14 protein-coding genes and 2 pseudogenes are annotated in these 21,796 nt (G+C 60.5%); 8 read left to right on the forward strand and 8 right to left on the reverse strand.

Translation table 11 applies throughout. The features are described 5' to 3' along the window. Position 1 precedes the first annotated feature (1 nt). The gene (gene qatA, locus HWX91_RS39670) at positions 2 to 1,972 is read right to left on the reverse strand and encodes a Qat anti-phage system ATPase QatA (RefSeq protein ID WP_028199956.1); all 1,971 of its coding nucleotides are present in this window, start codon (positions 1,970 to 1,972) and stop codon (positions 2 to 4) included. 317 nt (positions 1,973 to 2,289) lie between these two features. Between qatA and HWX91_RS39675 the strand changes: the two genes are divergently transcribed. Continuing rightward, on the forward strand, positions 2,290 to 2,757 hold the full coding sequence (locus tag HWX91_RS39675) for a hypothetical protein (RefSeq protein WP_096335743.1): 468 nt from the start codon (positions 2,290 to 2,292) through the stop codon (positions 2,755 to 2,757). Between the two features lie 232 nt (positions 2,758 to 2,989). On the opposite strand, the gene HWX91_RS39680 is transcribed toward HWX91_RS39675, so the two are convergent. From HWX91_RS39680 to HWX91_RS39690, 3 genes and pseudogenes are all read right to left on the reverse strand, one after another. Continuing rightward, a complete protein-coding gene (locus HWX91_RS39680) occupies positions 2,990 to 4,051 on the reverse strand; it encodes a hypothetical protein (protein WP_028199955.1) in 1,062 nt (353 codons plus the stop codon). 73 nt (positions 4,052 to 4,124) lie between these two features. Beyond that, positions 4,125 to 5,132 (reverse strand): hypothetical protein, encoded by a 1,008-nt coding sequence (locus HWX91_RS39685; protein WP_028199954.1) that lies wholly within the window; start codon positions 5,130 to 5,132, stop codon positions 4,125 to 4,127. 132 nt (positions 5,133 to 5,264) lie between these two features. Next, positions 5,265 to 5,693: pseudogene (locus tag HWX91_RS39690) on the reverse strand (SOS response-associated peptidase family protein); the annotation flags it as partial. Positions 5,694 to 5,773: 80 nt separating this feature from the next. Here HWX91_RS39690 and HWX91_RS39695 point away from each other — a divergent pair. From HWX91_RS39695 to HWX91_RS39720, 6 genes are read left to right on the forward strand one after another with little or no spacing between them, the layout of a single operon-like run. Beyond that, on the forward strand, positions 5,774 to 6,079 hold the full coding sequence (locus tag HWX91_RS39695; protein WP_028199952.1) for a hypothetical protein: 306 nt from the start codon (positions 5,774 to 5,776) through the stop codon (positions 6,077 to 6,079). Next, positions 6,079 to 7,260, forward strand: a complete 1,182-nt coding sequence (locus tag HWX91_RS39700; protein ID WP_028199951.1) for a tyrosine-type recombinase/integrase — start codon at positions 6,079 to 6,081, stop codon at positions 7,258 to 7,260. Before HWX91_RS39695 ends, HWX91_RS39700 begins: the two co-directional genes overlap by 1 nt. Continuing rightward, positions 7,229 to 8,902, forward strand: a complete 1,674-nt coding sequence (locus tag HWX91_RS39705) for a hypothetical protein (protein WP_028199950.1) — start codon at positions 7,229 to 7,231, stop codon at positions 8,900 to 8,902. The genes HWX91_RS39700 and HWX91_RS39705 overlap by 32 nt, the downstream gene beginning before the upstream one ends. Further along, entirely contained in the window at positions 8,899 to 10,773 is a 1,875-nt protein-coding gene (locus HWX91_RS39710; protein ID WP_028199949.1) for a site-specific integrase, read from the forward strand. The genes HWX91_RS39705 and HWX91_RS39710 overlap by 4 nt, the downstream gene beginning before the upstream one ends. Continuing rightward, positions 10,770 to 11,174, forward strand: a complete 405-nt coding sequence (locus HWX91_RS39715; protein ID WP_028199948.1) for a hypothetical protein — start codon at positions 10,770 to 10,772, stop codon at positions 11,172 to 11,174. The genes HWX91_RS39710 and HWX91_RS39715 overlap by 4 nt, the downstream gene beginning before the upstream one ends. A 22-nt stretch (positions 11,175 to 11,196) precedes the next feature. After that, positions 11,197 to 11,994, forward strand: a complete 798-nt coding sequence (locus tag HWX91_RS39720; protein WP_127837873.1) for a hypothetical protein — start codon at positions 11,197 to 11,199, stop codon at positions 11,992 to 11,994. Positions 11,995 to 12,191: 197 nt separating this feature from the next. Here HWX91_RS39720 and HWX91_RS39725 read toward each other — a convergent pair. From HWX91_RS39725 to imuA, 4 genes and pseudogenes are all read right to left on the reverse strand, one after another. After that, a pseudogene (locus HWX91_RS39725) lies at positions 12,192 to 12,743 on the reverse strand (SOS response-associated peptidase family protein); the annotation flags it as partial. Between the two features lie 44 nt (positions 12,744 to 12,787). After that, positions 12,788 to 15,931 (reverse strand): error-prone DNA polymerase, encoded by a 3,144-nt coding sequence (locus tag HWX91_RS39730; RefSeq protein ID WP_028199947.1) that lies wholly within the window; start codon positions 15,929 to 15,931, stop codon positions 12,788 to 12,790. A gap of 6 nt (positions 15,932 to 15,937) precedes the next feature. Beyond that, positions 15,938 to 17,407 (reverse strand): Y-family DNA polymerase, encoded by a 1,470-nt coding sequence (locus tag HWX91_RS39735; RefSeq protein WP_028199946.1) that lies wholly within the window; start codon positions 17,405 to 17,407, stop codon positions 15,938 to 15,940. Next, positions 17,328 to 18,044, reverse strand: a complete 717-nt coding sequence (gene imuA, locus HWX91_RS39740) for a translesion DNA synthesis-associated protein ImuA (RefSeq protein ID WP_028199945.1) — start codon at positions 18,042 to 18,044, stop codon at positions 17,328 to 17,330. Before imuA ends, HWX91_RS39735 begins: the two co-directional genes overlap by 80 nt. A gap of 629 nt (positions 18,045 to 18,673) precedes the next feature. On the opposite strand from imuA, the gene HWX91_RS39745 reads away from it, so the two are divergent. Continuing rightward, positions 18,674 to 21,610 (forward strand): hypothetical protein, encoded by a 2,937-nt coding sequence (locus HWX91_RS39745; RefSeq protein ID WP_052660830.1) that lies wholly within the window; start codon positions 18,674 to 18,676, stop codon positions 21,608 to 21,610. Positions 21,611 to 21,796 lie beyond the last annotated feature (186 nt).

Consider the following 21,796-nt stretch of genomic DNA (forward strand, 5'->3'; position numbering starts at 1 on the left):
CTCAGTTTTTCTTCCCGATAGAACCCATGAGCTTTACCGCGCTCTTCAGTTTTGCGTTTCCGGTCTGCTCGGACCATGCTTTGAGGAGCGCGGCCGCCTCTTCAACAACTTCTGGAGCCTTGATGTTCGCGATCATTCCTGCCGGCCACACGCCCACCTTGCTGACATCTAGTGTTTTCGCGAACTCAAGCAGGCGACGACCCATCTCAGACGACCGCTCGGACAGCACGATCAATCCCTGAACGCCCGGCGGCTCTGAATTCATGTCTTTCGCCTGCATCACGTGATCACTGACCGCCGTGAAAACTTCATCGAGCTCTTGCGGCGACAGTCTCGCGACCTCAGGCACTGCTCCGCGCGCTACGAGCTTCCCAGCCGTCAGCCGTTCGACCAGTGCCTCCAGGTGTGCCGAAGCTGTGAAACCACCAAGTGAACCGCGCTTATCTCGGGTCACGAACACATAGGGTCGAAGATCGACATCTGTGAGAGGCGGGTCGATGATGGCCCAGCCCTTAACCCATTCGTTCTTGAGCCATTCAGCGACCTCCTGCGATATGGCTTCGGCGACGTCGTCTTTTCCGGAGGCCTTCAAAGACGTTCCATCTTGGGCGACGCTAGCTTTGCCGACCTCGGCACTCGCGCCGGCCTCTCGTTTCAACATGCGTTCGAACTGGGCCAGAGCCGCCGGCGTTCCCTTTTCGGCCGTCGCGAGCTGCGAAATCTGTTTGTAGAAATCCGGATAGAACCGCTCGGCTAGCATGATCTTCCCCAGAACGGGAAGCTTGATGTCACTCCCAAACCCGCGTTCCTCGGCAATGGCCCGGCGCAGCATCATGGTATTCAGAAAACGTTTGATCTGACGCGGGTTGCCATGTGTCCCCTCGGTCAACAACCTGGTCAGGACCGAACTGATTACCTGCGCCTCACGGATCTCCTCGGGGATCGCGTTGGTGCCCAGGGCGTGCTGCACAGTCTTCGCGTCCAAACCTCGGCTTTCCCATGGGCGCTTCATATCCTCTCGCGCGGCGTCCAGCAGTTTCTGAAACCGCTGGTCCCCCGCCGGCAACGCCAGTTCCGCGAGCAGGAGCGTGATGTAGACCCTTGTTTCCGCCAGGCCTAAAGCCGGTACCCGGAAAGGCACCTGAATGAGCTTTTCGAGATAGTTCCGGGCGTAACCTACCGGCCCCGAGCTCGGCGGCAAATCCGGGAAGTGCTCCTTGACTGCATACTCAATCATGAGCTCGTCCGCACCAATTACAAACGCGGTGCGAGGCACCATCAGGAACAGCCGAATCGCCTCGAGCGTAGCGATCGCCGTCTTTGGCAGGCAGCGATCAAGGTCGTCGACAATTACTACCAGCCGGTCGAGTTCTGCTGCATCAATAAGTTCTTCGAATTCGGACCGGAAAGCGTGAATGTGCTCGGGGAGACGCTCGGCATCTTCAGTGGCCGCTTTAAGGTAGTCCTGCGCGTGCCCGGCCATGGACTTCAGGTCGTCGACCGAAATCTGGTCTTGCGGCCTTTTCACGAACGCGGTCACTATGTCCGCGACATCGCGCAATTGGTCGAACGATGGAACGCCAGTTATTGCAGTGAATGCGAAGCCGGCTGACTTCCGTGCAACCTTTAGCCAGTCAACTCGTTTGAGCAGCTTCTTCGCTGCTTCGGCTACCTTCGCAGACGTCGGACGCGCGCGCCGCAGTTCATCAATCAGCGTTTCGATTACGACGGTCTTCGCGTCCTCAAAGCCCTCGAAGGTCCAACCGTTGAACCACAAGCACAGTACACGTTCTTCGCCCTGGAACGCTGCTTCCGTCATCTTGAGCACGCTTGACTTGCCAGCACCCCAATCCCCATGGACGCCGATGGTTACTGGAGCGCTGGGCGTTTCGCGGATAAAACGGACTACTGTTCGCGCAATGGTCTCGTAGTAGAGAAGATCGGTCGAAGTCTCTTGATCGTTTAGGAACATGGCGGCGTGTATATATGCTCTGGCCTTCAAGTATAAAGCGGCTCGGAAATACCTAGCCGAACAATCACAGCGATCGACGGACGAAACGATTCCAGACGGACCCCAAAAAACAATCGTTTCTTGAACATGTGGACCTCCGCGACACTAGACGTCACCGGCCAATAACAATGGTTTGACATCGGTTCCCATACCGCCAAGGAAAGGCACAGCCCCGCTTGAGGCTTTTCCAACCGGTACGATTTGAAGGAGATAGTCCCATCGAGCCTCTTCGGACTCCAAGGTATGATCCGGTATCGACGCCAAACCGGGGAATTGCCTTGGCAAAAAAGCCCTATGAGGAACGAACCGACCTCGAAAAAATTCAGTCGCAATGGCACAAGCTCTCGGGTTTGCACACCAGAGAAGAATGGTCAGCGGCAATCGTTCGTGCGGCTACCGCGGCCGAAATCGCTGCCAACTATGCGATTCGCATCGAGTTTCGCGCCCGGAGCGAGTTCGATGCTGCATTCGTCGATAGCCTCCTACGTTGGGCCAACGGACTCGCCGGCAAATTGGATCGCTTGCTCATGCCGCTTAGCGCAGGCGACAAGCACAAGCATGCACAGATGAAGCAGCTGTGTACGATCGCAGCGATCATCAACAAGAAGCGCAATGCCATTGCCCATCAAGGCGAATTTTGTAATGAGCAGGAAGCCATAGATGTCATCGCAAAGACAAATGATTTCATCACATCCCTCGTGCGGATCTACAAAGAGGATTTTGTCCTCAAAGAACGCCCAGCATGACGCCACGTTCCGACAAGGAAAACGTCGGTCGCACTTTGTAGCGTTTTTCGCAAAGAGTCCGGCGAGGCGAAGGCGGCTTCCATATTCTGTGGCAACACATCGGGCGGCGGGCGCGACACCGACTGCACCTCTACGTAGATCCCTCGCTGTTGACGTCATTTCAATTAAAGCAAACGCGCCGAGTCGCGGCAGTCTTCAAAATGACGTGTGTGCGGAGTGTAGCGACGGCCTTCTAATCGTCCGCAGGAACGTATCCATCACAGTGTTCGCAACCTGAAAAATAGCTCTCTTCGCGCTCGTCCGTGCATGGATCGTTGCAGTATCCACACCGGTAAAGCTGCTCGAAGGGAGAGAAGCAACTGGTGCACAGATACTTGCCTTTATATTCGCAAATGGTGTGGTAGCCTTGGCATTCATCGCAGTTTGCAGGCGTATCGGCTTCAAAGTAATCGTCGGGGCCGTATTGTGACTGATCCAGCAATTCGTAGATCTTTTCGCCTTCGGGCACCCGGTGACCGCACTCATCACATTGAAATGTGCTCGCCGGCTCCAGGATCTGGTCTGAATCACCGCAATGGGGGCATTCGATTGCTAGTTGGGTACCTTCTTGCAAACATACGTGGCAGTAGCGATGTGTCAACTCTGGCATGTCCGGATCAAGCGTGCGGAGTTCCGATGATCGCTGATGACACCGAGAACACTCCTCGAAGATAGTTCCGCCCTTTGTCATACCGTTAAGCTTGTGCTTCAGGCTCGCGAATTTGACGCCCGCGTAGTGCTCTGTCACAGACAAGCGACGCTCCATTCGATGGAACTGGTCAACAAAAGGCGCGAATGCCTTGGCAAAATCCTGAGTAACGAACTTGTTCAGCTCAAACCATGCCTCTGCCTGTTCCAGGCGAATCGCTTCTTTTTCTTTCGGCGTGCTCGCGTTGTGAAAGAAATGAACCATTCGATTCCGGTGTTTTCGAACCTTGTCGAATGCGTCTTTCGCTTCCTGCTTCAGGCCCTTCTGAAGGGCGCTGGCAAGCAGTCTGCACGACTCCTCGAACGATACAGATACGAAGTCTCCGCTTTCGTACTTTTCCCGATTCCGGTCGCCGTTCGCGATCACAAGTGACCAATGATCGAGCACGAGAGGTGCTTTAAGGAAAATCTCGACAGCGGTGTAAAAATTGATGACCGAATGCTTCGGCTCCGCTGCCAACTGGGAGATCGCCTTTTCGAGGAAGTCGAGTCCATTCCTCACCAGATTTTCAAAATCTTCTGCGTTCGCGCTACTTTTCATAGTCATTTAACAAGAATTATCCGAGTGGGCCGGATGAAGCAGATCGGCCGTTTACCACCGCGCGGTCGCCCGCTTGCGTTCACATACCGCGATGCCGCTCCTCCAGGTAGGAGTCGACCATGTGTTGGATGTGGGCATCGAGCTGACCGGCCAAAGTGTCGATCGCAGCGCGCAGTGCGTCCGTCTGCTTCATGAATTCGCAGTATTTCTTCAGCGCAGCGTGCGGGTTCTTTTCGGCAACCAGCGACGCGGCCCGCTTGCGCCACGACGGGATCGGGTCCGCCCGCTGAGGCCATGGGAAGTGCTGCTCGATCCACGTGAGGTAATTGGGCGTAAGTGGGGCCGGGCCGCCGTTTGCTGCGGCATACTTCTCGCCTTGCTCCGAGAACGCTACTGGCCACACTTGGCAGTCGACAATCACCTGATCGCGGGATGTCCCCCCCGGTTCGGGATGTTGAGAGAGGAAGGTCACTTGTTCGTCGGCAAGCTCAATCGTTCTTGCCATGTCCGAATACAGATCGCCGATCAGGGTGTCGCCGTGATGCGCGGCGACGTCTCCCAGTCGCTGCCACGCCTGTTTGAAGGCTTCCATTGGCGAAACGGGATTCACCGAGCCGAGGTATTTCACGGCGCGATGCGGGATGCGATCCTTACTAGAACTCGACCAGAACAGCGGCTGGTACTGGCTGAGCAGCCGGCAGGCATTGCGGGCGTAGAACAGCGCAAGTGCGTGCAGGATGCCCTCATGGCGCGCGCCGCGATGATAGGCGGTATTGCGAAACCCATGCAGGTACTGGAGCGTATCTGCCAGCTCGTCGGTGACGAGCGTACTCCGGGCGAGCTTCACCTTCGCGTCGAAGTACCAGCCGAGCGCAGCGGCCACGAGCTTCGGGTCATACCGAGGTCCGTTGTCCGGCGGGTACAGTTCGGCGTCGCGGCGGGTGTCCTGCGCATGCTGGTGCAGCGTGAGTTCGACCACGTTATCGATCAGCATCAGCGCGAAGCGGTCGAAATTCCGGTCCTTCAGTGCGAGCTGGTCGAGCGCCAGGTCAAGCTGGTCGAGTTGATCGGCAAGGAATTGAATCACGCGCGCCCTCCGCATCGGGCCGGCAACGGCTACCGGCAGTGCCCGTCACGCTATCACGAAGTTAGCCTTCTTTGGACGGTCACGTAATCGCGTCGGCCGATCGTCGACATTCGAGCGTCTGGAATTGGCGGCTCAGGCCGCCATGCGATGCTCATAGTACGGTCGCTCCCGATCATCGAGAATCGAGTACTGCGCCGCAAGATTGCGTTGATCGGGATTGAGCCACGCGTCGATGTTCTCCGGCTTGATGGGAATGATGCAGCGATCGTGGCCGGCTGCGGCAACTTCAGGGGGCGGCTCATCAGTGATGGCCGCGAAGGAGAGCAGATCAGGCTCGCCAGGGCTTTGCCAGTGCGACCACAGGCAGGCGATGAGCATGTCCTGAGCGGGCTGCGGCCTGAACTCCAGGACCACGTTTTCCTCCAGTTCGCCTTCAGTGAGCTCGCGCCCTTCGAGACGATGTCGTTTCACGTTCTCATAGAACGCATTCGCGACGATCAGTCCGTGTGAATACCCAAAAACTCCCTTCCAGAAGCCTTCGAGGTTGTCGAGCCTGGCGTTGTTCTGGAACCTATGTTCCGTTAGAAATATCTGTTAGTGTTTTCAACACGAGTAGCGGAGGGGGCCGGGGGGAGGGACGAATGGGTCGAAGGGCTGTGGATAACTCGACGCTCGCGCGTTGGCGCGAGTTGGATGCGGTGGTCGTCTTGCGTGCGGTGTCCGAGTATCTGAAGCAGGATACGGAATTCCAGCCTAGACAGGGCCACGGCTCGACCCGTTGGCATGCCAATGTCAGTGGTCGCGACTATGAGATCCTATGCACAGGGCCGCGCTTCCTCGATACGCGCACCAATCAGGGCGGTGGAGGTGCAGTCGACATGGTTATGCATTTGATGCAGCTTGATTTCAGAAGCTCCGCGGCGGTCCTGAAGGCAAAGCAACTCTGATGCGTCTTCTCGTGTCTACTAAGGACCTCGTCATCGGTGGGAAGGCATACGCCGGTTTCCCGATCCTGCTTTGGGACAGCATGGAGAGTTGCACGGAGGCCAACGAATTCCTTCGACACTACTTGCTTCGTGGCTCTATCGGCTCCCGCAAATCCTGGGAACCCGTAGGACGGGCACTATACGACTACTTCAGCTTCCTTCAGGCGCACGATTTGGAGTGGGACGACGTCGATCGCGGGGAGCAAAAGACGCTGCTCGCGGCCTATCGCGACTACTGCTTTGAAACGGCCGGTCACAAGCGCAGCACCGTCCGCAACCGTCTCTTGTACGTGTGCGAATTCTACTCGTTCGCACACGCGAAAGGTTGGCTTAAAAACCTCCCTTTCGGCTACGAGACTCGGAGAGTGTTTCGTAGCGCAGGCTTCCTCGCCCACGTTGATGGAACCGGCGGAGCGAAGGCAGTGCGTGATGTGATGCCGAAGGCTCACAAAGATTTGCCCGGTTACCTCACCTCGTCGGAGGTGCAGGCTCTCCTGGCTTCAGCTACAAACCCGCACCACCGCATGCTGATTCGGCTTGCCCTGGGTTCGGGCCTGCGCAGAGAGGAGCTCGCGACCTTCCCACGCGCTTACGTCTTTGACCCGGACCTGGCTGGACGAACCGAACGCAACATCCGCGTCCACCTCGACCCGGAAGATGGTCACGGTATCCGGACCAAGGGCAACAAACCGCGCACGATCTACATCGGCCGTCGGCTGATGAAGGACCTGAACCAGTATGCGATCCATGAGCGCGGCCTGCGTTCGTCTCTTAGCCGGTTTCCCGAGAAAGCACTATTTCTTAACCAGTTCGGCGACCGATTCGCGGCCGATGGGAAGAGTGTTGACCGTATCGTTAGAGAGGCTGGCGAGAGTGCTCGCGTTCGTGCGTGGACTCATCTGTTGCGCCATACCTACGCGACTCATACCTTAGTCGCGCTTCAGCGATCGCGAGATCGCTACCGAATCGAACCTCTGGTGTTCCTACAGCGACAACTCGGGCATGCATCGGTGCAGACCACAATGGTGTACCTGCACTTGGTCAACGAGTTGGCGGATGACGCCGTGCTGACATATGACGACGAGCTTAATGATCTGGCAGACAAATTGAATGGGCAAACGGAAGATCTTCACCAAGACTGACCTGACAACGCCTCAGGTGGACTACGAGCGCGACGCCAAGGGAGAGATCGTCATCGCTGCGGTGATGCCGCCGGTCTGCACCGAAGTAAAGTTCGGTCGGAACACCACCAAACACCGAACCTTCGACTTCGCACCTTGGTATGGGTTCGGTATTGATCCGCTCACATACGCATGCCAGCGGCAGATTGAACGCTTTCTCGACAAGCAAGACGCCGATGTCCAGCCGACGACCGTGGTGGGGTACTGCACGCTAGGTCTCGCGAAATTCTTGACGCACATGACCATGCTCAGTGCTGCAATCGGCCGACCGATGCATCTCAACGACGTCACTCGCGAAACGATAGACAGCTATCTGCTTTTCCTGCGCGACCAAGGGATCGCCACAGACTCGCAGCGAACGGCTTACAGCTACACGAAGTCTGTCCTGCAAGCGTTGGGACGAAGGGGTCTACTTCACGTGATCGAGCGCGGCAGTGAAGCCACTTTCCCCCGGAACCCCTTTCCAGGATCGCCCCGCCATGACAAGGGGGTGCGACCACTCTCTGTCACTGAGAAGAGGGCCTTCACATTTGCCGTGAGAGCGGCGGTGCGACCACTGTTTGGAACGGACGAGGAACCCTCAGCGACGCTAGCGGCATACGCCCTACTGGTCGTGGCCTTGCATACTGGCCGGAACACCACCCCGCTGTTGGAGATGCGTACGGACTGCCTTCGCGCTCATCCAAAGGAGGGAATCGAATTCCTTGTGGTGTTCAAGCGCAGAGGCTTTACCTCAAGCAAAGTGGCTCTTCGCACTTCCAGCTCCGTGAATCGTATCGTGGAATCCATGCCAACACTGCGCGCCACAGTGGCACAACTGATACGTCGTGTTGTCGATCTGACGGCTGACTTGCGCCGTGAGGCGCCGGCCGACATTCGTGATCGGGTATGGCTGTATCGGCGAAGCAGAGACAGTGAGCGCCGGGTCAGTGCACTGACATATGGCACCCTCGAGGAGGCGATTAAGAAGCTGGTTAAAACTTACGATCTGCGCGGCGATAACGGCGATCCGATGCGGGTCAACGTTAGCCGGCTGCGCAAGACCTTCGTCAACCGAGTGTACGAGATCCTGGACGGCGACGTTGTCGCCACTGCGACGGCAGCCGGGAATTCCGCTGTCGTAACTATGCGCAATTACTTGCGATCCAGCGAGGAGACCCGCAAAAACTGGCGTTTTATGGGTATCTTGTTCGTAGAGGAGTTGCTGACGAACACGCTCGGGGCCTCTGAGCGAACACCGGTTGGCCGATGCTCGGACACCACAGCCGGCGAGTATGCTCCCAAGCGAAATGGCGATATTTGCCAGAGTTTTTTGAACTGTCTTCGCTGCCGAAGTTACGCGGTGACCGGTGACGACCTGTGGCGACTGTTCTCGTTTTACTTCCGCATCTTGCGCGAGCGGCCGCGCGTGGACAAGCGCCGGTGGGATCGCCATCTCGCCCACATTCCTCGCCTGATCGAGCGGGATGTCGTGCAGGCTGGCCTTCGCCGAAAGCTCTTCAAGCCTGAGCAGGTGAACGCAGCCAGGGAACGTGCGCGGCTCGATCCTCATCCCTTTTGGGCAAGTTCCACCATCATTGACGAACTGAACTCACTGGCATGAAGTCCGTACCCTTGCGTGCACCAGCGCAGCAGCCTGATGACCATCCTGTCCTCGCCCACAAGAATCTCGCGACCACCATCATCTCGACGCGCAAGATCAATGGTCAGATCGTCATCCTTAGTCGATACGGCGACCCGAAGTGGCGTCTCGTCGGGCAGCCCACGAACAAAGGGGCATCCGAACATTACGTGGACTTCAATCCGATACCGACCTGCTGGCAGGCAACGATGAAGGCCGTCTTGTGGCACTACATACTCCGCGGACGCGAGGGAAAGAAGCGGCCGTCGTCTCGCGCGGTGGTAAAGCTACTTGGCGACGCCAAACCATTCCTGCAGCACCTGGGACGATTGAACATCACCAGACTGGCCGATGTCACGCCCTTCGTGTGTGCGTTGTTCGTCGACTTCTGCAGACAACACCGGCAGCGGGGCTCCGCCAGAGCGGGCAAGCCGCTGCAAGCAGCGTCGCTCGGACACCTGTTCGGCGCTGTCGAGGCGCTCCACGAGCTCAGTCAGTACACGGACGATCCAATGCTCGTGCTTCCCTGGCCCGGTACGTCAGCTACTCACTTGGCCGGCTTGACGGGCCACGGAACTGGATTTCGGGGAGGCAAAACTCCGCTTATGCCTGACGAGGTGCTCACCACTCTCTTTCAGCGCGCGTGGTCGTTGGTTGAAGCAGCAGATGATGTCCTTGATGTTCGTGAGGAGATCCTCATACTCCGCCGTGCCGCCGGTGGAAAGACTTCTGCCGAAGCCGTCTACGTACGGAGTCGAGGATGGGCAAACATGTTCGAGTTCAACAAGGCAGTGCTTGAGTTGCGAACGGCTTGCTACATCGTCGCGGCGGCCCTTTCTGGGTGCCGCAACCATGAGCTTGGTTTCGTACAAAGGGGGGCTTGCTATTGCACGGAAGAAGCCGTGGATAACGATGACCAGACAAATACCTACTGGTGGATGCGTTCGCAGTCTACGAAGACAGGCGAAGGGAATACAGAGTGGATGGTCCCTGAAGCAGCGGCGGTTGCGCTGAAGGTCATGGAGCGGTGGTCGTCCCCCTATCGAGCCCTGATCGAGGCCGAGATCGAAACCCGTGTCGCCGAGAACCCGTCGGATCCGGAGATCACCGAGGCGCAACTTCACCTAAACGCGGTTTTCCTGGCGATGACGCCGAACAAGGGCAACCAAGTGCGCACGATGTCGGGTCAAATGTGGAACAAGGCGTTGAAGACATTTACGCGGAACTGCGGATTGCAGTGGGACCTTGCCAGCCATCACTTTCGCCGGAAGTTTGCGAACTATGCCGCTCGTAGTCACTTCGGAGATCTTCGGTACTTGCGCTCTCACTTCAAACACTGGTCGATGGACATGACCTTGGGTTACGCTCTGAACGCCTCGCAGGAGGTAGCGCTTTACGCCGATATCCAGATAGAACTCGACGATATCAAAGAAGAGGTGGTAGACGGCTGGCTACAACCCGGAGCCGCCTTAGCCGGCGGCTATGGCGAAAATATTGCGAAGTGGCGCGGCAGCCATGCCGTGACGATCTTCAAGGATCATCGACAGATGGTGCGATCCCTGGCAGAGAGCACATCCATTCGTAGCAATGGTCATGCGTGGTGCACGGCCGAGGACAACAATTGTATCGGTAACGACCTTGAGCGCACGCGTTGCAGCGGCTGCGACAACGCAGTCATCGGGCCGCAGCACGCGCCACTCTATCGGGGGCTTCATGACCATCTGCACGAGGTGTTAGCCTGCGATGACATTGGTGAAGGCGGGCGAAACCTGGTTCGTCGAGACATGCAGCGTTGCCGCGATGTCCTGGTGACGCTGGGCCACAATGCTTCGGACGAGCCCACGACAGTATGAGCAAACAACGGAAACCAGCCGACAAACGAGAGAAGGACCTGCGTCTGGCGATGTTCCGAATCCAGCGAGGCCGGGCGCACACCGACGTGGAGAAGCTTAGTATCTCCTCCGTTGCCAGGGAGGCTGGGGTCTCTGCTTCCTTGATCCACAACCATTATCCAGACATCGCCGAGGCAATCCGCCTCGCCCAGGGGCGCGGCAGCCGCGCACAGCGTGACGCAAAGCGACTGGAACTCAAGACAGAGCGCGATAAGACCCGCGACCTTCGCCAGGAGACCGCGAGCCTCCGCTCCGATGTGAGTCGACTCGCGTCGATCAATGAGGTTTTGCTGGCTGAGAACGCCGTGCTGCGAGCTAGGTTAGGCGACCCTCAGGTGGTGCCGATACACGAACGAAACTGAAGGGTTCAGCATTTTCTGATTGATGTCGGACGTTCTCTGCCGCGTTGCAAAAGATGGGCACGCTAAGCTGGATCGTTCGGCAGGCACATTTCGTTTAGGTTTGTTCTTCGACCCACTGGAGCCGGTCGTGCTCGCAAAAAGCGGACGTACCGACACGGCCTCGCTCGCTGACACAGACGTTCCTGTGGAGTTGGGCGCAAATTTTTCGCCGGTGGGCTCTCCGGCGTATAGTCGTGCGGTCAGCGTTCATCTAACGAATAAAATGACTGCGATTCCACCGTTTGATGTTCTTGCCAGAAACTACGGAGCCGAGATTGTTCGGTTCCGGGGTCTATCGACAATTTCGATGGCTTGCAAAGTAGATCGAGCCGTGGATATTGGTTTCACATCGCGTCGTCAATCATTGCTGGCGCTGCTGTTCCGTTCCGCACCTCGTTTTGAGATCGCTCAAGGAGTGTTCGCCTACGGACCGGGTGCGACATCAGCAAGTGAGTTCATAAGTGCCGATGACAGCCTACGCGTTGCGCTGAGTCTATTGCTGTCGAGTTTCCGCTGTAGCGTCGAGTGGTCGGGAAACGCAGTATCGGTGCGCGTCAGCTCCGGCGTCGTAGATGCTGACGCGACCGGCGGCCAGCGCTTTCTATCGAATCTGGCGCTGATCGCCGAAAGGTTAAACGCCATTGGCAACAAGCCTATGGTGATAGATCGTCGTCGAGAAGGGTATGGTCCGCTACTCATTCGCAAAATCACGCTGACGGCTTGCTTTGTTACGCCGCTGATAGTGTTACTTGCTGTGCGATATTGGGTTCGACGTGGCTGAACGATTGAAGATCGTCAACGATCTAGGTGGCACTGTTGAACGTCCCTTGCTGCACCTGGCCGTACTGCGACACCTGGCGGCCCGTTGCATCACGGATGCTTTCAATGCTGAAAGATGACAAGTCAACGATGAAATGCCAAAAAAGACTTAGCTGGCTTATGTGCCTGATATGAAGGGAAATTTACGGCCCTAACTGTTAGTAACGTTCTCAAACCGTTGTACGTTCCGGGATACTTTGTGTCATAGATCTTTGGCTTGCCCGCCGGCCGGCACTGATACCGCATCGGCTTGATCACCCGCTGGCCGTCCTCCATGACCATCACCGGTGCGTAGGTGCCGGGGAAAATTCGCGAATCGCGGTCTTTCGGTTCGGTGCGCCGGAGATCGTCGAGCCCGCGCAGCGCCGACTCGATCTTGTTGGTTGAGATCCGTTTGCTCTCGGAGGCCGCCTTCGTCGTCTTGCTCTGCAGGGTGCGTTCTGCGTCGGCGAGCCGCGCGCGCTGTTTGAACAGTTCCTGCTCCAACCTGGTTGCCTGCTCACCGTTGAACCTGTCGATCGCTTCCTTGATCCGGCGTTCGTCGTCCGTCGCGGGAACCAGGAACGCGGCGTCCATCGCCTTCGGAATCTTGATGTTGCTTCCCTCGGCGCGTTCCCAGTACAGCTGCGCGAATTCCCGAATACTCATATGCGCGCCAAACATCCTGACGTACTTGCGATAGTCCGCCACGATCTGAGCCGAATAACACATGGTCGCTCCCTGGAGGAAGGTACGCCGATATGGTACGCCAGTACCTAATGGAAGTTCCGCGTCGACGTGACGAGCGAGCCAAGCAGGTGGGACGCGTCGACCAGCCGGTGTGCGACGAGATGACGAACCTCACCCTCCCGCTGCCAGACACCATACACTGCAAGCAGTGATGAGCCGAGCGCTTCGCGTCGCTGCTTTTCCAGCAGGGACGGCCAGATGATGACGTTGACCTGCCCCGTCTCATCCTCCAGCGTGACGAACATCACCCCCTTCGCAGTGCCGGGCCGCTGCCGGACCGTCACGATGCCGCAGGCGCGCGCGAGCTGCCCATTCCGGAAGCCCGCCAGCGTCGACGCCGGCAGCAGTCGCTGGGCAAGCAGGCGAGGGCGCAGCAGTTCCAGCGGGTGCCGACCCAGCGTCAGACCGAGCGTCCGGTAATCGCTGGCGATCTCCTGACCTTCCGTCATCGGCGCGAGGACCGGCGTCGCGTCGTCATCGGTCGCGCCGCGCAGCAGATCCCGGTCGGGTACCGCAGCAACGGCATGCCACAGAGCTGCACGCCGGTCGCCGGCAAGTGAGTGCAATACGTCGGCTGCCGCGAGCGCCTGCAGGTCCTTGCGATCGAGCTGCGCGCGCCGTGCAAGATCGGAGACATCGGTAAAGGGCCGCACGGCGCGCGCGAGCTCGATCCGCGCGGCGGCTTCCTCCTTCAGCCCGCGTACCAGCGACATGCCGAGGCGCACAGGGGAAGAGGTTGTCTGGCCTTCAACCGCCGAATCCCAGGTGCTCAGCGTCACGTCGACTGGCAGTACCTTCACGCCGTGGCGCTTCGCATCCTGCACGAGCTGCGACGGCGAATAGAAACCCATCGGCTGACTGTTGAGCATTGCCACGAGAAACGCGACCGGCTCGTGGCACTTCAGCCATGCACTTGCGTAGACCAGCAGCGCGAAACTCGCGGCGTGGCTCTCCGGAAAACCGTACTCACCGAAGCCCTGGATCTGCGCGAAGATGGCTTCGGCGAACTCGCGCTCGTAGCCGCGCTCGAGCATCCCGTTCACGATGCGGTCGTAGTAGGGTTCAAGCCCGCCCTTGCGGCGCCATGCAGCCATCGCGCGCCGCAACTGGTCGGCCTCGCCGGCAGTGAAGCCGGCCGCGAGCATCGCGACCTGCATCACCTGCTCCTGGAAGATCGGGACACCGAGCGTGCGCGAGAGCGCCTGCTCCATCTGCGGGCTCGGATAAGTAACGGGTTCCAGCCGCTGCCGCCGGCGCAGGTATGGGTGCACCATGCCGCCCTGCACCGGGCCCGGACGCACGATCGCCACTTCGATCACGAGATCGTAAAAGCAGCGCGGCTGCAGGCGGGGCAGCATGCTCATCTGTGCACGTGATTCGATCTGGAATACGCCGACCGTGTCGGCACGACAGATCATCTCGTACGTTTTGGGATCTTCGGCAGGGATGTCCTGCAGCTCGAACGGCTCGCCGCGCTTGTCCGCAATGATGTCGAGCGCGCGGCGGATGGCCGACAGCATGCCGAGCGCGAGCACATCGATTTTCAGCAGGCCAAGCGCCTCAATGTCGTCCTTGTCCCACTGGATGATGGAGCGGTCGGCCATCGCGGCGTTCTCGATCGGCACCAGCCTCGACAGCTTGCCGCGGCTGATCACGAAGCCACCGCTATGCTGCGACAGATGCCGTGGAAAGCCCACCAGTAGTGCGGCGAACGTCGCCCACTGCGCGATCAGCGGCGATCCGGGATCGAGCCCGGCCTCGGCGAAACGGTTCAGCAGTTCGCCGCCCGAATCGAACCACTGATGGGCCTTCGCCACGCGATCAACGATCGCCGGATCCACACCGAGCGCCTTGCCCGATTCACGCAGCGCGCTGCGCGGACGGTAGGTGGTGACTGCAGCCGTCAATGCTGCGCGATCGCGCCCGTACTTGCGGTAGATGTACTGCACGACCTCCTCGCGGCGCTGGTGCTCGAAGTCCACGTCAATATCAGGCGGTTCACCGCGCTCCCTGCTGATGAACCGCTCGAACAGCATCGAGGAGCGTGCAGGATCCACTTCGGTTACGCCGAGAGCAAAGCACACAGCCGAGTTCGCCGCCGACCCGCGCCCCTGACACAGGATGCCTTCACTGCGCGCGAACCGGACGATGTCGTAGACCGTGAGGAAGTACGGCTCGTAACGCAACTCCTCGATCAGCGCGAGTTCGTGCTCGATCTGCTGCTGCACGGGATGCGGGACGCCTTCCGGCCAGCGACGATGCGCGCCAATGTAGGTTTCCTGCCGCAGGTAACTCGTCGGCGTATGGCCTGCGGGCACGAGCTCGTCAGGATATTCATAACGCAGCTCGTCGAGCGAAAACGTGCACAGTCGCGCAATCCGTAGCGTTTCCTCAAGCATGCGATGTGGGTACAGGTTGGCGAGCCGCAGGCGCGATCGCAGATGCTGCTCGGCGTTGGGCGCGAGATCATAGCCGCATTCGGCTACCGGTTTGCAGAGCCGGATCGCGGTGAGGACGTCCTGCAGCGGTTTGCGCGAACGCACGTGCATGACAGGTGCGCCGGTCGCTACAACGGGAATGCCGTGGCGCGCCGCGACGTGCTCGACGGCGCCGCGATGGATGTCGTCCATCGCGCGCGCGTGCAATGTCAGGGCGACCCAGGCGCGATCGCCGAAGGTCTGGGCGAACCACTCGATCTGCGTATCCAGCTTCTCTTCGTCGGCAGGATAGTCCGGTGACAGGATCGCGACGCAGTCGGGCAACCCCCGCAGGTGCCCAAGGGGCTTCTCGGGGTGCGCGAGATCCAACGGCGCGAGCCGGTAGCTGCCCTTGTGCGCCCGCATGCGGCCGAGCGTGATCAGCTCGGACAGGTTTCCGTAGCCTTCGCGTGTCATCGCCAGCGCGGTGAATGACAGGGCACGGGTCCCGTCGGCGTTTGTCAACTGGAAGTGCGACCCGACGATGAACGGCAGCCCGGCTTTCTTCGCCTCGACGTGCGCGCGCACGACGCCGGCAAGCGAGCATTCGTCCGTGACAGCCAGCGCGGCATACCCGAGCTGTGCGGCGCGAGCGGCGAGATCCTCGGCGTGCGATGCGCCGTGCAGAAAGGAAAAGTTGGACGCGCACTGAAGCTCCGCATAGTCGGGCAGTGCGCCGTAGGTCGGCGCCATGTGCGATCACCCGAACAGGCCATGCAGGAACCAGCGCGGCTCGCGCTCCTCACGCGTGCCCGTGCGTTCCCTGAAGACCCAATAGTGGATGGCGCCCTCGGACTCGGCGACAAAGTAGTCCCGTGTTACCAAGTGGCCGTCCTGCCAGCCGCACTCAATCCGCTCGCCCGGCGAGACCATGCGCAGCGGCGTACCGTAGAACGGACGGTGGCCGCGCATGATGAGCTGTACTGGATTGTCCAGAAGCCAGGTGGGTCGCGGAAGGTCTGGCGGCGGCAACAAGGGCTTGACGGTTTCGCCGATGGGAATCCAGCGTGCGGCGACTTCGGGGCGGTGGTCGGCGACCGGTGCCGCCATGGTCACATTCTGCGTGCCGAGCCGGGCGACGAGCAGCTCCATCAGACGCGCGTGATCCTGCGGCGAACCACCCGGTTCCGGAAACAGCGTCTCGCTGGGTGCGTCGGCTTCGCGAACGTCCTTCGCGTCAAGCCGAACGGCGATGACCGGCGCGGCCAGTTCGACACGGCCAAGCCGTTCTTTCAGAAGACGCACGAGATGCGCTTCGCGCGAGGTCGGTTCCGCGAGGGCAATCTCGATCGCAGTCGGCGGCACCGCCGCACGGCCGCGCTCATGCTCGAGCTCAAGCACAAACCGCGCGATCGCCAGCTGCCGCGCCGACAGCCAGCCGGTCATCTGCAGGGTCAGCCGCCGCGCCGCGAACAGCACGGCCTCCGCGTGCTCGATCCGGTCGGGCAGTTCGAGCCGCGCGCTGAAGGCGGGCGGCATCTCCAGCCATTCGTACGCTTCCGGTGCCGCGCCGGTTGCGCGATCGAGCGCATCCAGCAGCGCCGTGCCGCAGCGTTTCTTGAGGCCGGCACGGGGGAGTCGCCGGACATCGTCCACCGTTTCGCATCCCAGGCCGTCGAACCATTCGACGTAGGGGCGCGCTGGCGGCAAGGCTGGTAACGGCACGCGACGCAGCGCGCGATCGACGGATTGCAGTGAAAGCGCGATGCCACCCGATGACCGGGCAAAGAGCCACGCGGCCTGGCCTGTTGGTGCGACAGCAAGTGTCACCGTTACGCCAAACGCGATCGCCGTCTTGCGCGCGTGCCGGCGTAGCAGTCGAATGCCGCCGAAGAGCCGCAGGCTCGCCGAAACGTCGGCGAGCACGACCGATTCTTCGGCCAGCACCACGTGAGGGGTGAACTGCAGCAGGGCGAACGCGACGCCCCGAACAAGCTCCGCTTCACGGCTGGGATCACGCTCCCGGATGACAGCGTCGGGGGCGAGTGTCAACACGCCACCGCGGCGCATGCCGGCCACGATGCCGGCCGAACGCGCCACGCGGTCGAGTGCAACAACGCGGTCCTTTTCCAGCACGACGAACCCCGCCTCATTGCGTGGCGTCGACCAGCGCGGGAGAAACGACTCGAGGGCGAGGTGCGGCAGATGTACGCCGATCCAGAGTTGCATATCGGCTCAACAGGACAGGTGAAGGCACAAGAGAAACGAAAACTGGCTCGTCGCGCTGCGGTCCGCGGCGTTTGACGAACGTCACTTCAAGGCCGCCCCTGGCCGCGCGCAGTGCGAGCCGCAGCGGCGCCGGCGACGTCGACTGGGCAGCAGCGAGCGGGCGAAACAGGAACAGCAGGGTGTCCGAGGCCTGCGCGGCCAGATGCAGCCGCCGCAGCGCGTCCTGTCGGACTTCGGTCTGCCAGAAGAGCAGGGCGCCGCAAGTGCCGGCACGCAGGATCTGCTCGGCGGCCCACAGCGCGTCAGCCGTGCGTGGCGCGTGCAGTGCGCAGGCCCGCGCCGCGGGAATGCCCAGCCACGCCAGTCCGGCCGGTTGTAGCCGGTGCGGTGGCTGCAGCATGAGCAATGGACGGGACGCGACAGTCGCCAGTGCGGGCTGCAGAAGACGCAGCTCCCCGCAACCGGGCTGCGGGGTAAGCAGCTCAGTGAGCGCGCCCGCGGGCCAGCCGCCGCCCGGCAGTTCGGCGCCCAGCACGGTGTGGCCGCACGACACCACCCGATCGAAGCCGGCGGCCAGCTGCGAGGCACGCCAGAGCGCGGGATGGATGTCTTCGGGGTGTCGCGGCAGGGCGTTCATGGAGTTAGAATACTGTACGTATATACAGTGTCTAGTGTAGCGCTTATCTTGAAAAAATGTGAAGCCGTTGCACGCCCTCGGGTTTTGCGGCCAAACCGCGCGAGATGCAGTTCACTTGGTATTCTGTGGTTCTGACCCTATAGCGAGACCAGCCTATGCCCATAACCTCGACGCACAATTCCGGCCCCCAGTCGACCGGTACTCCATCTCCGGACGAGAGAAACGCGTATCGCGCTTTTCGCCAGCGGCAGCTGGAGACGGAGTACGCGAGGTGGAGGCTCGAGGAACGGCGCTCGGATTCGTCGCGGCGTCTGTATGGATACGAGGAGAGCCCACGACGTGGGCTTGCGTATGGCCGTCGGATCATCAAGGCGTTTCGCGAATCGGTCGCGAGCAGTGTTGACGAGCTGAGCGCGCCGCAATCACCCAATGCGGACTTTGCCCGACGCGCGCTGCGGATTCCCGATCACGTGCCGGTGCGGCTTTCGTGGCCCTCCAAGATCGGCTTATTCCTTGTGACGGCGTTCTTTCCGGCACTGGCGCTCCGCTTGGCAACAGGCCGCCTTCGCTCCGTAGGTACACCCGAAGGACGTGAACTGGTCTTTGAGCGGCTTGCCGGTCCTGCATGCATGAAAAAGCCCTACTACGGCGAAGGACTGGACTTCATTGCACGCCATTTCACGGCACCACGCAGTCAGGCCGTACTCGACGACTTGCAGTACTTCGACGCGGTGACCGCGCGCAATGCGTGGCATCTTGGAATCACCACTTCCGAACAACTGCATGCGGTGTTCTGCGGAATCTGGCGTAGCTTCCCACCGGAAAAGCTCGCCGTGCTGATTGGTATGCGTGTCATCCGATCGGTCGACGAACTGCACTGGCTTGAACCCTGGCGCGAACGGAACGAGGGCCACAACTGGGACGTCAATTGGGATGACGACGGCCCGAAGACCATTGGTCGCCTGCTGGAGCTTGGCGTGCCCCGCCAGGAGACACTGAAGGTGCTCGGGTGCTGGCGGCGCTGCGATCCGGCGCGCCTCGATCGAACGGTGAGAACGCTGTCCGCCCGTCAGCACGTCGATGTGGCGCAACTCTTCGCGGCGCTGGACGAGTGGCTCTGGCGCGCGCATCCGGATAACTGGGATTTCGTGATTGACGTGATCGGTGCAAAGGATCCGCAGCAGTGGCGCCTGTTCACCCGAATCCTGGAAGAAGAAAAACTGCCTGTCGAAGAGACGGTGCGCGAACTGCGCACTCGTGGCGCAACGCTTGAGGAGCTTTCTGGCCTGCAATCGCTTCTTCTGCAGATGGCCGAGCGTAATCGCGATCCGCGCCGGTCAATCGAGCTGCTGTGCTCGGCGCCGCACTCACTCGGTTTTGGTGAACTCGCGGCATGCCGTGTCTACGTGACGCAACGCACCGACGATGATCTGGCTGACCATCTCCGGACGCTCGCGCAATATGGATTCGGCATGTCAGCCGGCGTGCTCGCGTTTCAGGATCTGTATGCGAACGGGACGTCGGCGCGCGATCTGGACCGACTGCTGACGATGTATCGGGGGTTGCGCAACGCAGCCAAACAACCCGAAGCAGTCGCCGCGTGGATGCGAAACATCGGGGCGAAGCGTATCAATGCGCTCGAGTATCTCGTCTCGATCCTGCCGGTGTCCGATCGCGCGGCGTTCGACGAAATCCGGCCACTGGCCCAGATCGATCGCAGCCTGCTGGAATACGCAGTCGAGGCGCGCGGACTACGGACCGTGCACGCATTGCGCGCGTGGCGTCAGAAATCGCGCGGCATCGAGCACCTCGCAGGAGTCAACTGGCGAGAACCCGTGCCGCGATTGCTCGTCGACGATGCGTCGAGCCGCGGAAACTTTTCGTTTGTAGGCGGCAACCTTGGCGCGCTGGGCTCGGCCATGTGGGACGAGCGTTACAGGTTGCTCGGCAGCCCGATCGACGTACTGGACGAGGAAGCGCGCCACGCATACTGGCAGCATTGGCAGACGCTGGAACCCGGCATCCATGCCCGCATCCTCCCGGGCCTGAGACGGCAACTGGATGCGACCGGAGGCATGCTGGCCACCAGCCTGATCACCGCGTACCTGACCGGCGAGCACGAATACGAACGACAGCTCGTCGCGTTCCGTCTGGAAGTGGAATCGCTCCTGAAAGGGCAGGGGCCATCCACCACAACACTTTCGCAGCTTCAGGCTGACGCGATTGAGGCCGTCTACGGCGTCGAGCTGCGCGAAGCGGATTCGCGATGGTCAGGTGTAGCAGGACTCGAAAATCATCTCGATTCACTCGTGCGACGCGACCGCTACGCGATGGTGTGGCGACGCAGGCCGGTTGTACTGAAAGGCCGGATCGATTCGGGAGGACTGGGTGCGATCCGCGACGCGATCGAATACGGCGTGACCTTTCGCCGGGAGGCCGAAGGCAACGTGCTCAACGCGTGCCAGGGATTGTCACCGAAACAACTGGGCGACCCCTCGGCAAGCCCGCAGACGTTTTACCGGCACCTCGGTGTACTCCTCGGTGTCCTTGATGTTGAGGTAACAGAGGCGCTGCTTAACGATGTCGAAACGCTGGAAGCACAGACGAGCGACGTTGACCAGCGTTACGCCGCAGCGGAGCGCATGGCGGCCTTTTTTGACATAGGGCTGCCCGACGCAATCAGGGAGCAGGGCACAGGAATCGCCGGGAGCTTGAGCGACGAAGCGGCCGGAAAGTTGGCCACGCGCCTCGCAGGATCTCCAGGCACTGACAACCGGATGCTGCCCCGCGAGCGGATGGTCGCAGTGCTTGGAGACATTGCGGACAAGGTACGTGGCATCCACGGGGCATGGACCCACCGCCAGCTTAGCGCCTTCGAAGGCCGTCCGTCGGGGAGGGAAAGCGAAGCCGAATACGTTGCGTTCGTGTCGAAGCACCCAGCTGCGTACTTCGCCAAGGTAGCGACCAGGCTCTGCTCGGCGAACAACGTGCGTATGTGGCGCGAGGAGCGGCAGTCACATCTGGTGGTGTTCGATCCGTTGACCAAGCGGCTGGTGGGCATGGCGATGCTCTACGTCGAGCGCATCGAGGCGATCGACCCGCATCGCACAACGCTGGTCATGCGCGCGATTAACACGGTCGACGGCACGGACGTGCGCTACGATGCCGAGTCGGTCGTGCAATCGTTCCTGAAAGTGGCCCAGCATATCGCGCTGGACAACAACATGGCAGCAGTGGCGTTTCCATCGGACGACAGTGGCCAGCACTTCATGTCGAACCGCGACGACATTTACAAACATGTCGAAAAAGTCCACGCGGACGCGCCGCAGCGTCGGTCTCTACCGAGGCGAGACATGACTCACGATGCCGCCGGATTCCCGGCGCCACCGTACAGCGTTGCGTTGGGTGGAAGCGAAATGTTCTATGGTTACGAACACGGGCAAGGGCCGGTCAACACGCTGTATGTGATGTGGCAGGCGCCGAACCCTGATGCCCTATCGGACGAGGCAGCCGATGCCGCGGCACGCGGCGACACGACAGACCGGAGCAGCCGGAGCTCTTCATGAAGCGCATGGCTTGAGAGTGGCGCGCCCGCCCCGGAGGCGCTATGATATGCACGCGCGCCCGGCAGGCGCCTGCTACCCGTCTTTGCAAAGCTGGAAACGGCACTGCCCGATGTACTTTTTCCATGGCCTTCTTTGGCCCTGGAACGTAGCGGTGGACGGGTAACGCTGCAGCAGGGTCGGAGAATC

It is taken from the genome of Paraburkholderia fungorum, from assembly GCF_902833645.1.
In the GTDB taxonomy this organism is placed as follows: domain Bacteria; phylum Pseudomonadota; class Gammaproteobacteria; order Burkholderiales; family Burkholderiaceae; genus Paraburkholderia; species Paraburkholderia fungorum.

What these genes read in the sequence shown, in the direction of transcription:
- HWX91_RS39720 (WP_127837873.1), top strand. Translation starts at nt 11,197, where the DNA reads ATGTCGGACGTTCTCTGCCGCGTTGCAAAAGATGGGCACGCTAAGCTG.
- HWX91_RS39695 (WP_028199952.1), top strand. Translation starts at nt 5,774, where the DNA reads ATGGGTCGAAGGGCTGTGGATAACTCGACGCTCGCGCGTTGGCGCGAG.
- HWX91_RS39680 (WP_028199955.1), bottom strand. Translation starts at nt 4,051, where the DNA reads ATGACTATGAAAAGTAGCGCGAACGCAGAAGATTTTGAAAATCTGGTG.
- HWX91_RS39730 (WP_028199947.1), bottom strand. Translation starts at nt 15,931, where the DNA reads ATGGCGCCGACCTACGGCGCACTGCCCGACTATGCGGAGCTTCAGTGC.
- imuA (WP_028199945.1), bottom strand. Translation starts at nt 18,044, where the DNA reads ATGAACGCCCTGCCGCGACACCCCGAAGACATCCATCCCGCGCTCTGG.
- HWX91_RS39700 (WP_028199951.1), top strand. Translation starts at nt 6,079, where the DNA reads ATGCGTCTTCTCGTGTCTACTAAGGACCTCGTCATCGGTGGGAAGGCA.
- HWX91_RS39705 (WP_028199950.1), top strand. Translation starts at nt 7,229, where the DNA reads ATGGGCAAACGGAAGATCTTCACCAAGACTGACCTGACAACGCCTCAG.
- HWX91_RS39745 (WP_052660830.1), top strand. Translation starts at nt 18,674, where the DNA reads ATGAAAAAGCCCTACTACGGCGAAGGACTGGACTTCATTGCACGCCAT.
- HWX91_RS39715 (WP_028199948.1), top strand. Translation starts at nt 10,770, where the DNA reads ATGAGCAAACAACGGAAACCAGCCGACAAACGAGAGAAGGACCTGCGT.
- HWX91_RS39710 (WP_028199949.1), top strand. Translation starts at nt 8,899, where the DNA reads ATGAAGTCCGTACCCTTGCGTGCACCAGCGCAGCAGCCTGATGACCAT.
- qatA (WP_028199956.1), bottom strand. Translation starts at nt 1,972, where the DNA reads ATGTTCCTAAACGATCAAGAGACTTCGACCGATCTTCTCTACTACGAG.
- HWX91_RS39735 (WP_028199946.1), bottom strand. Translation starts at nt 17,407, where the DNA reads ATGCAACTCTGGATCGGCGTACATCTGCCGCACCTCGCCCTCGAGTCG.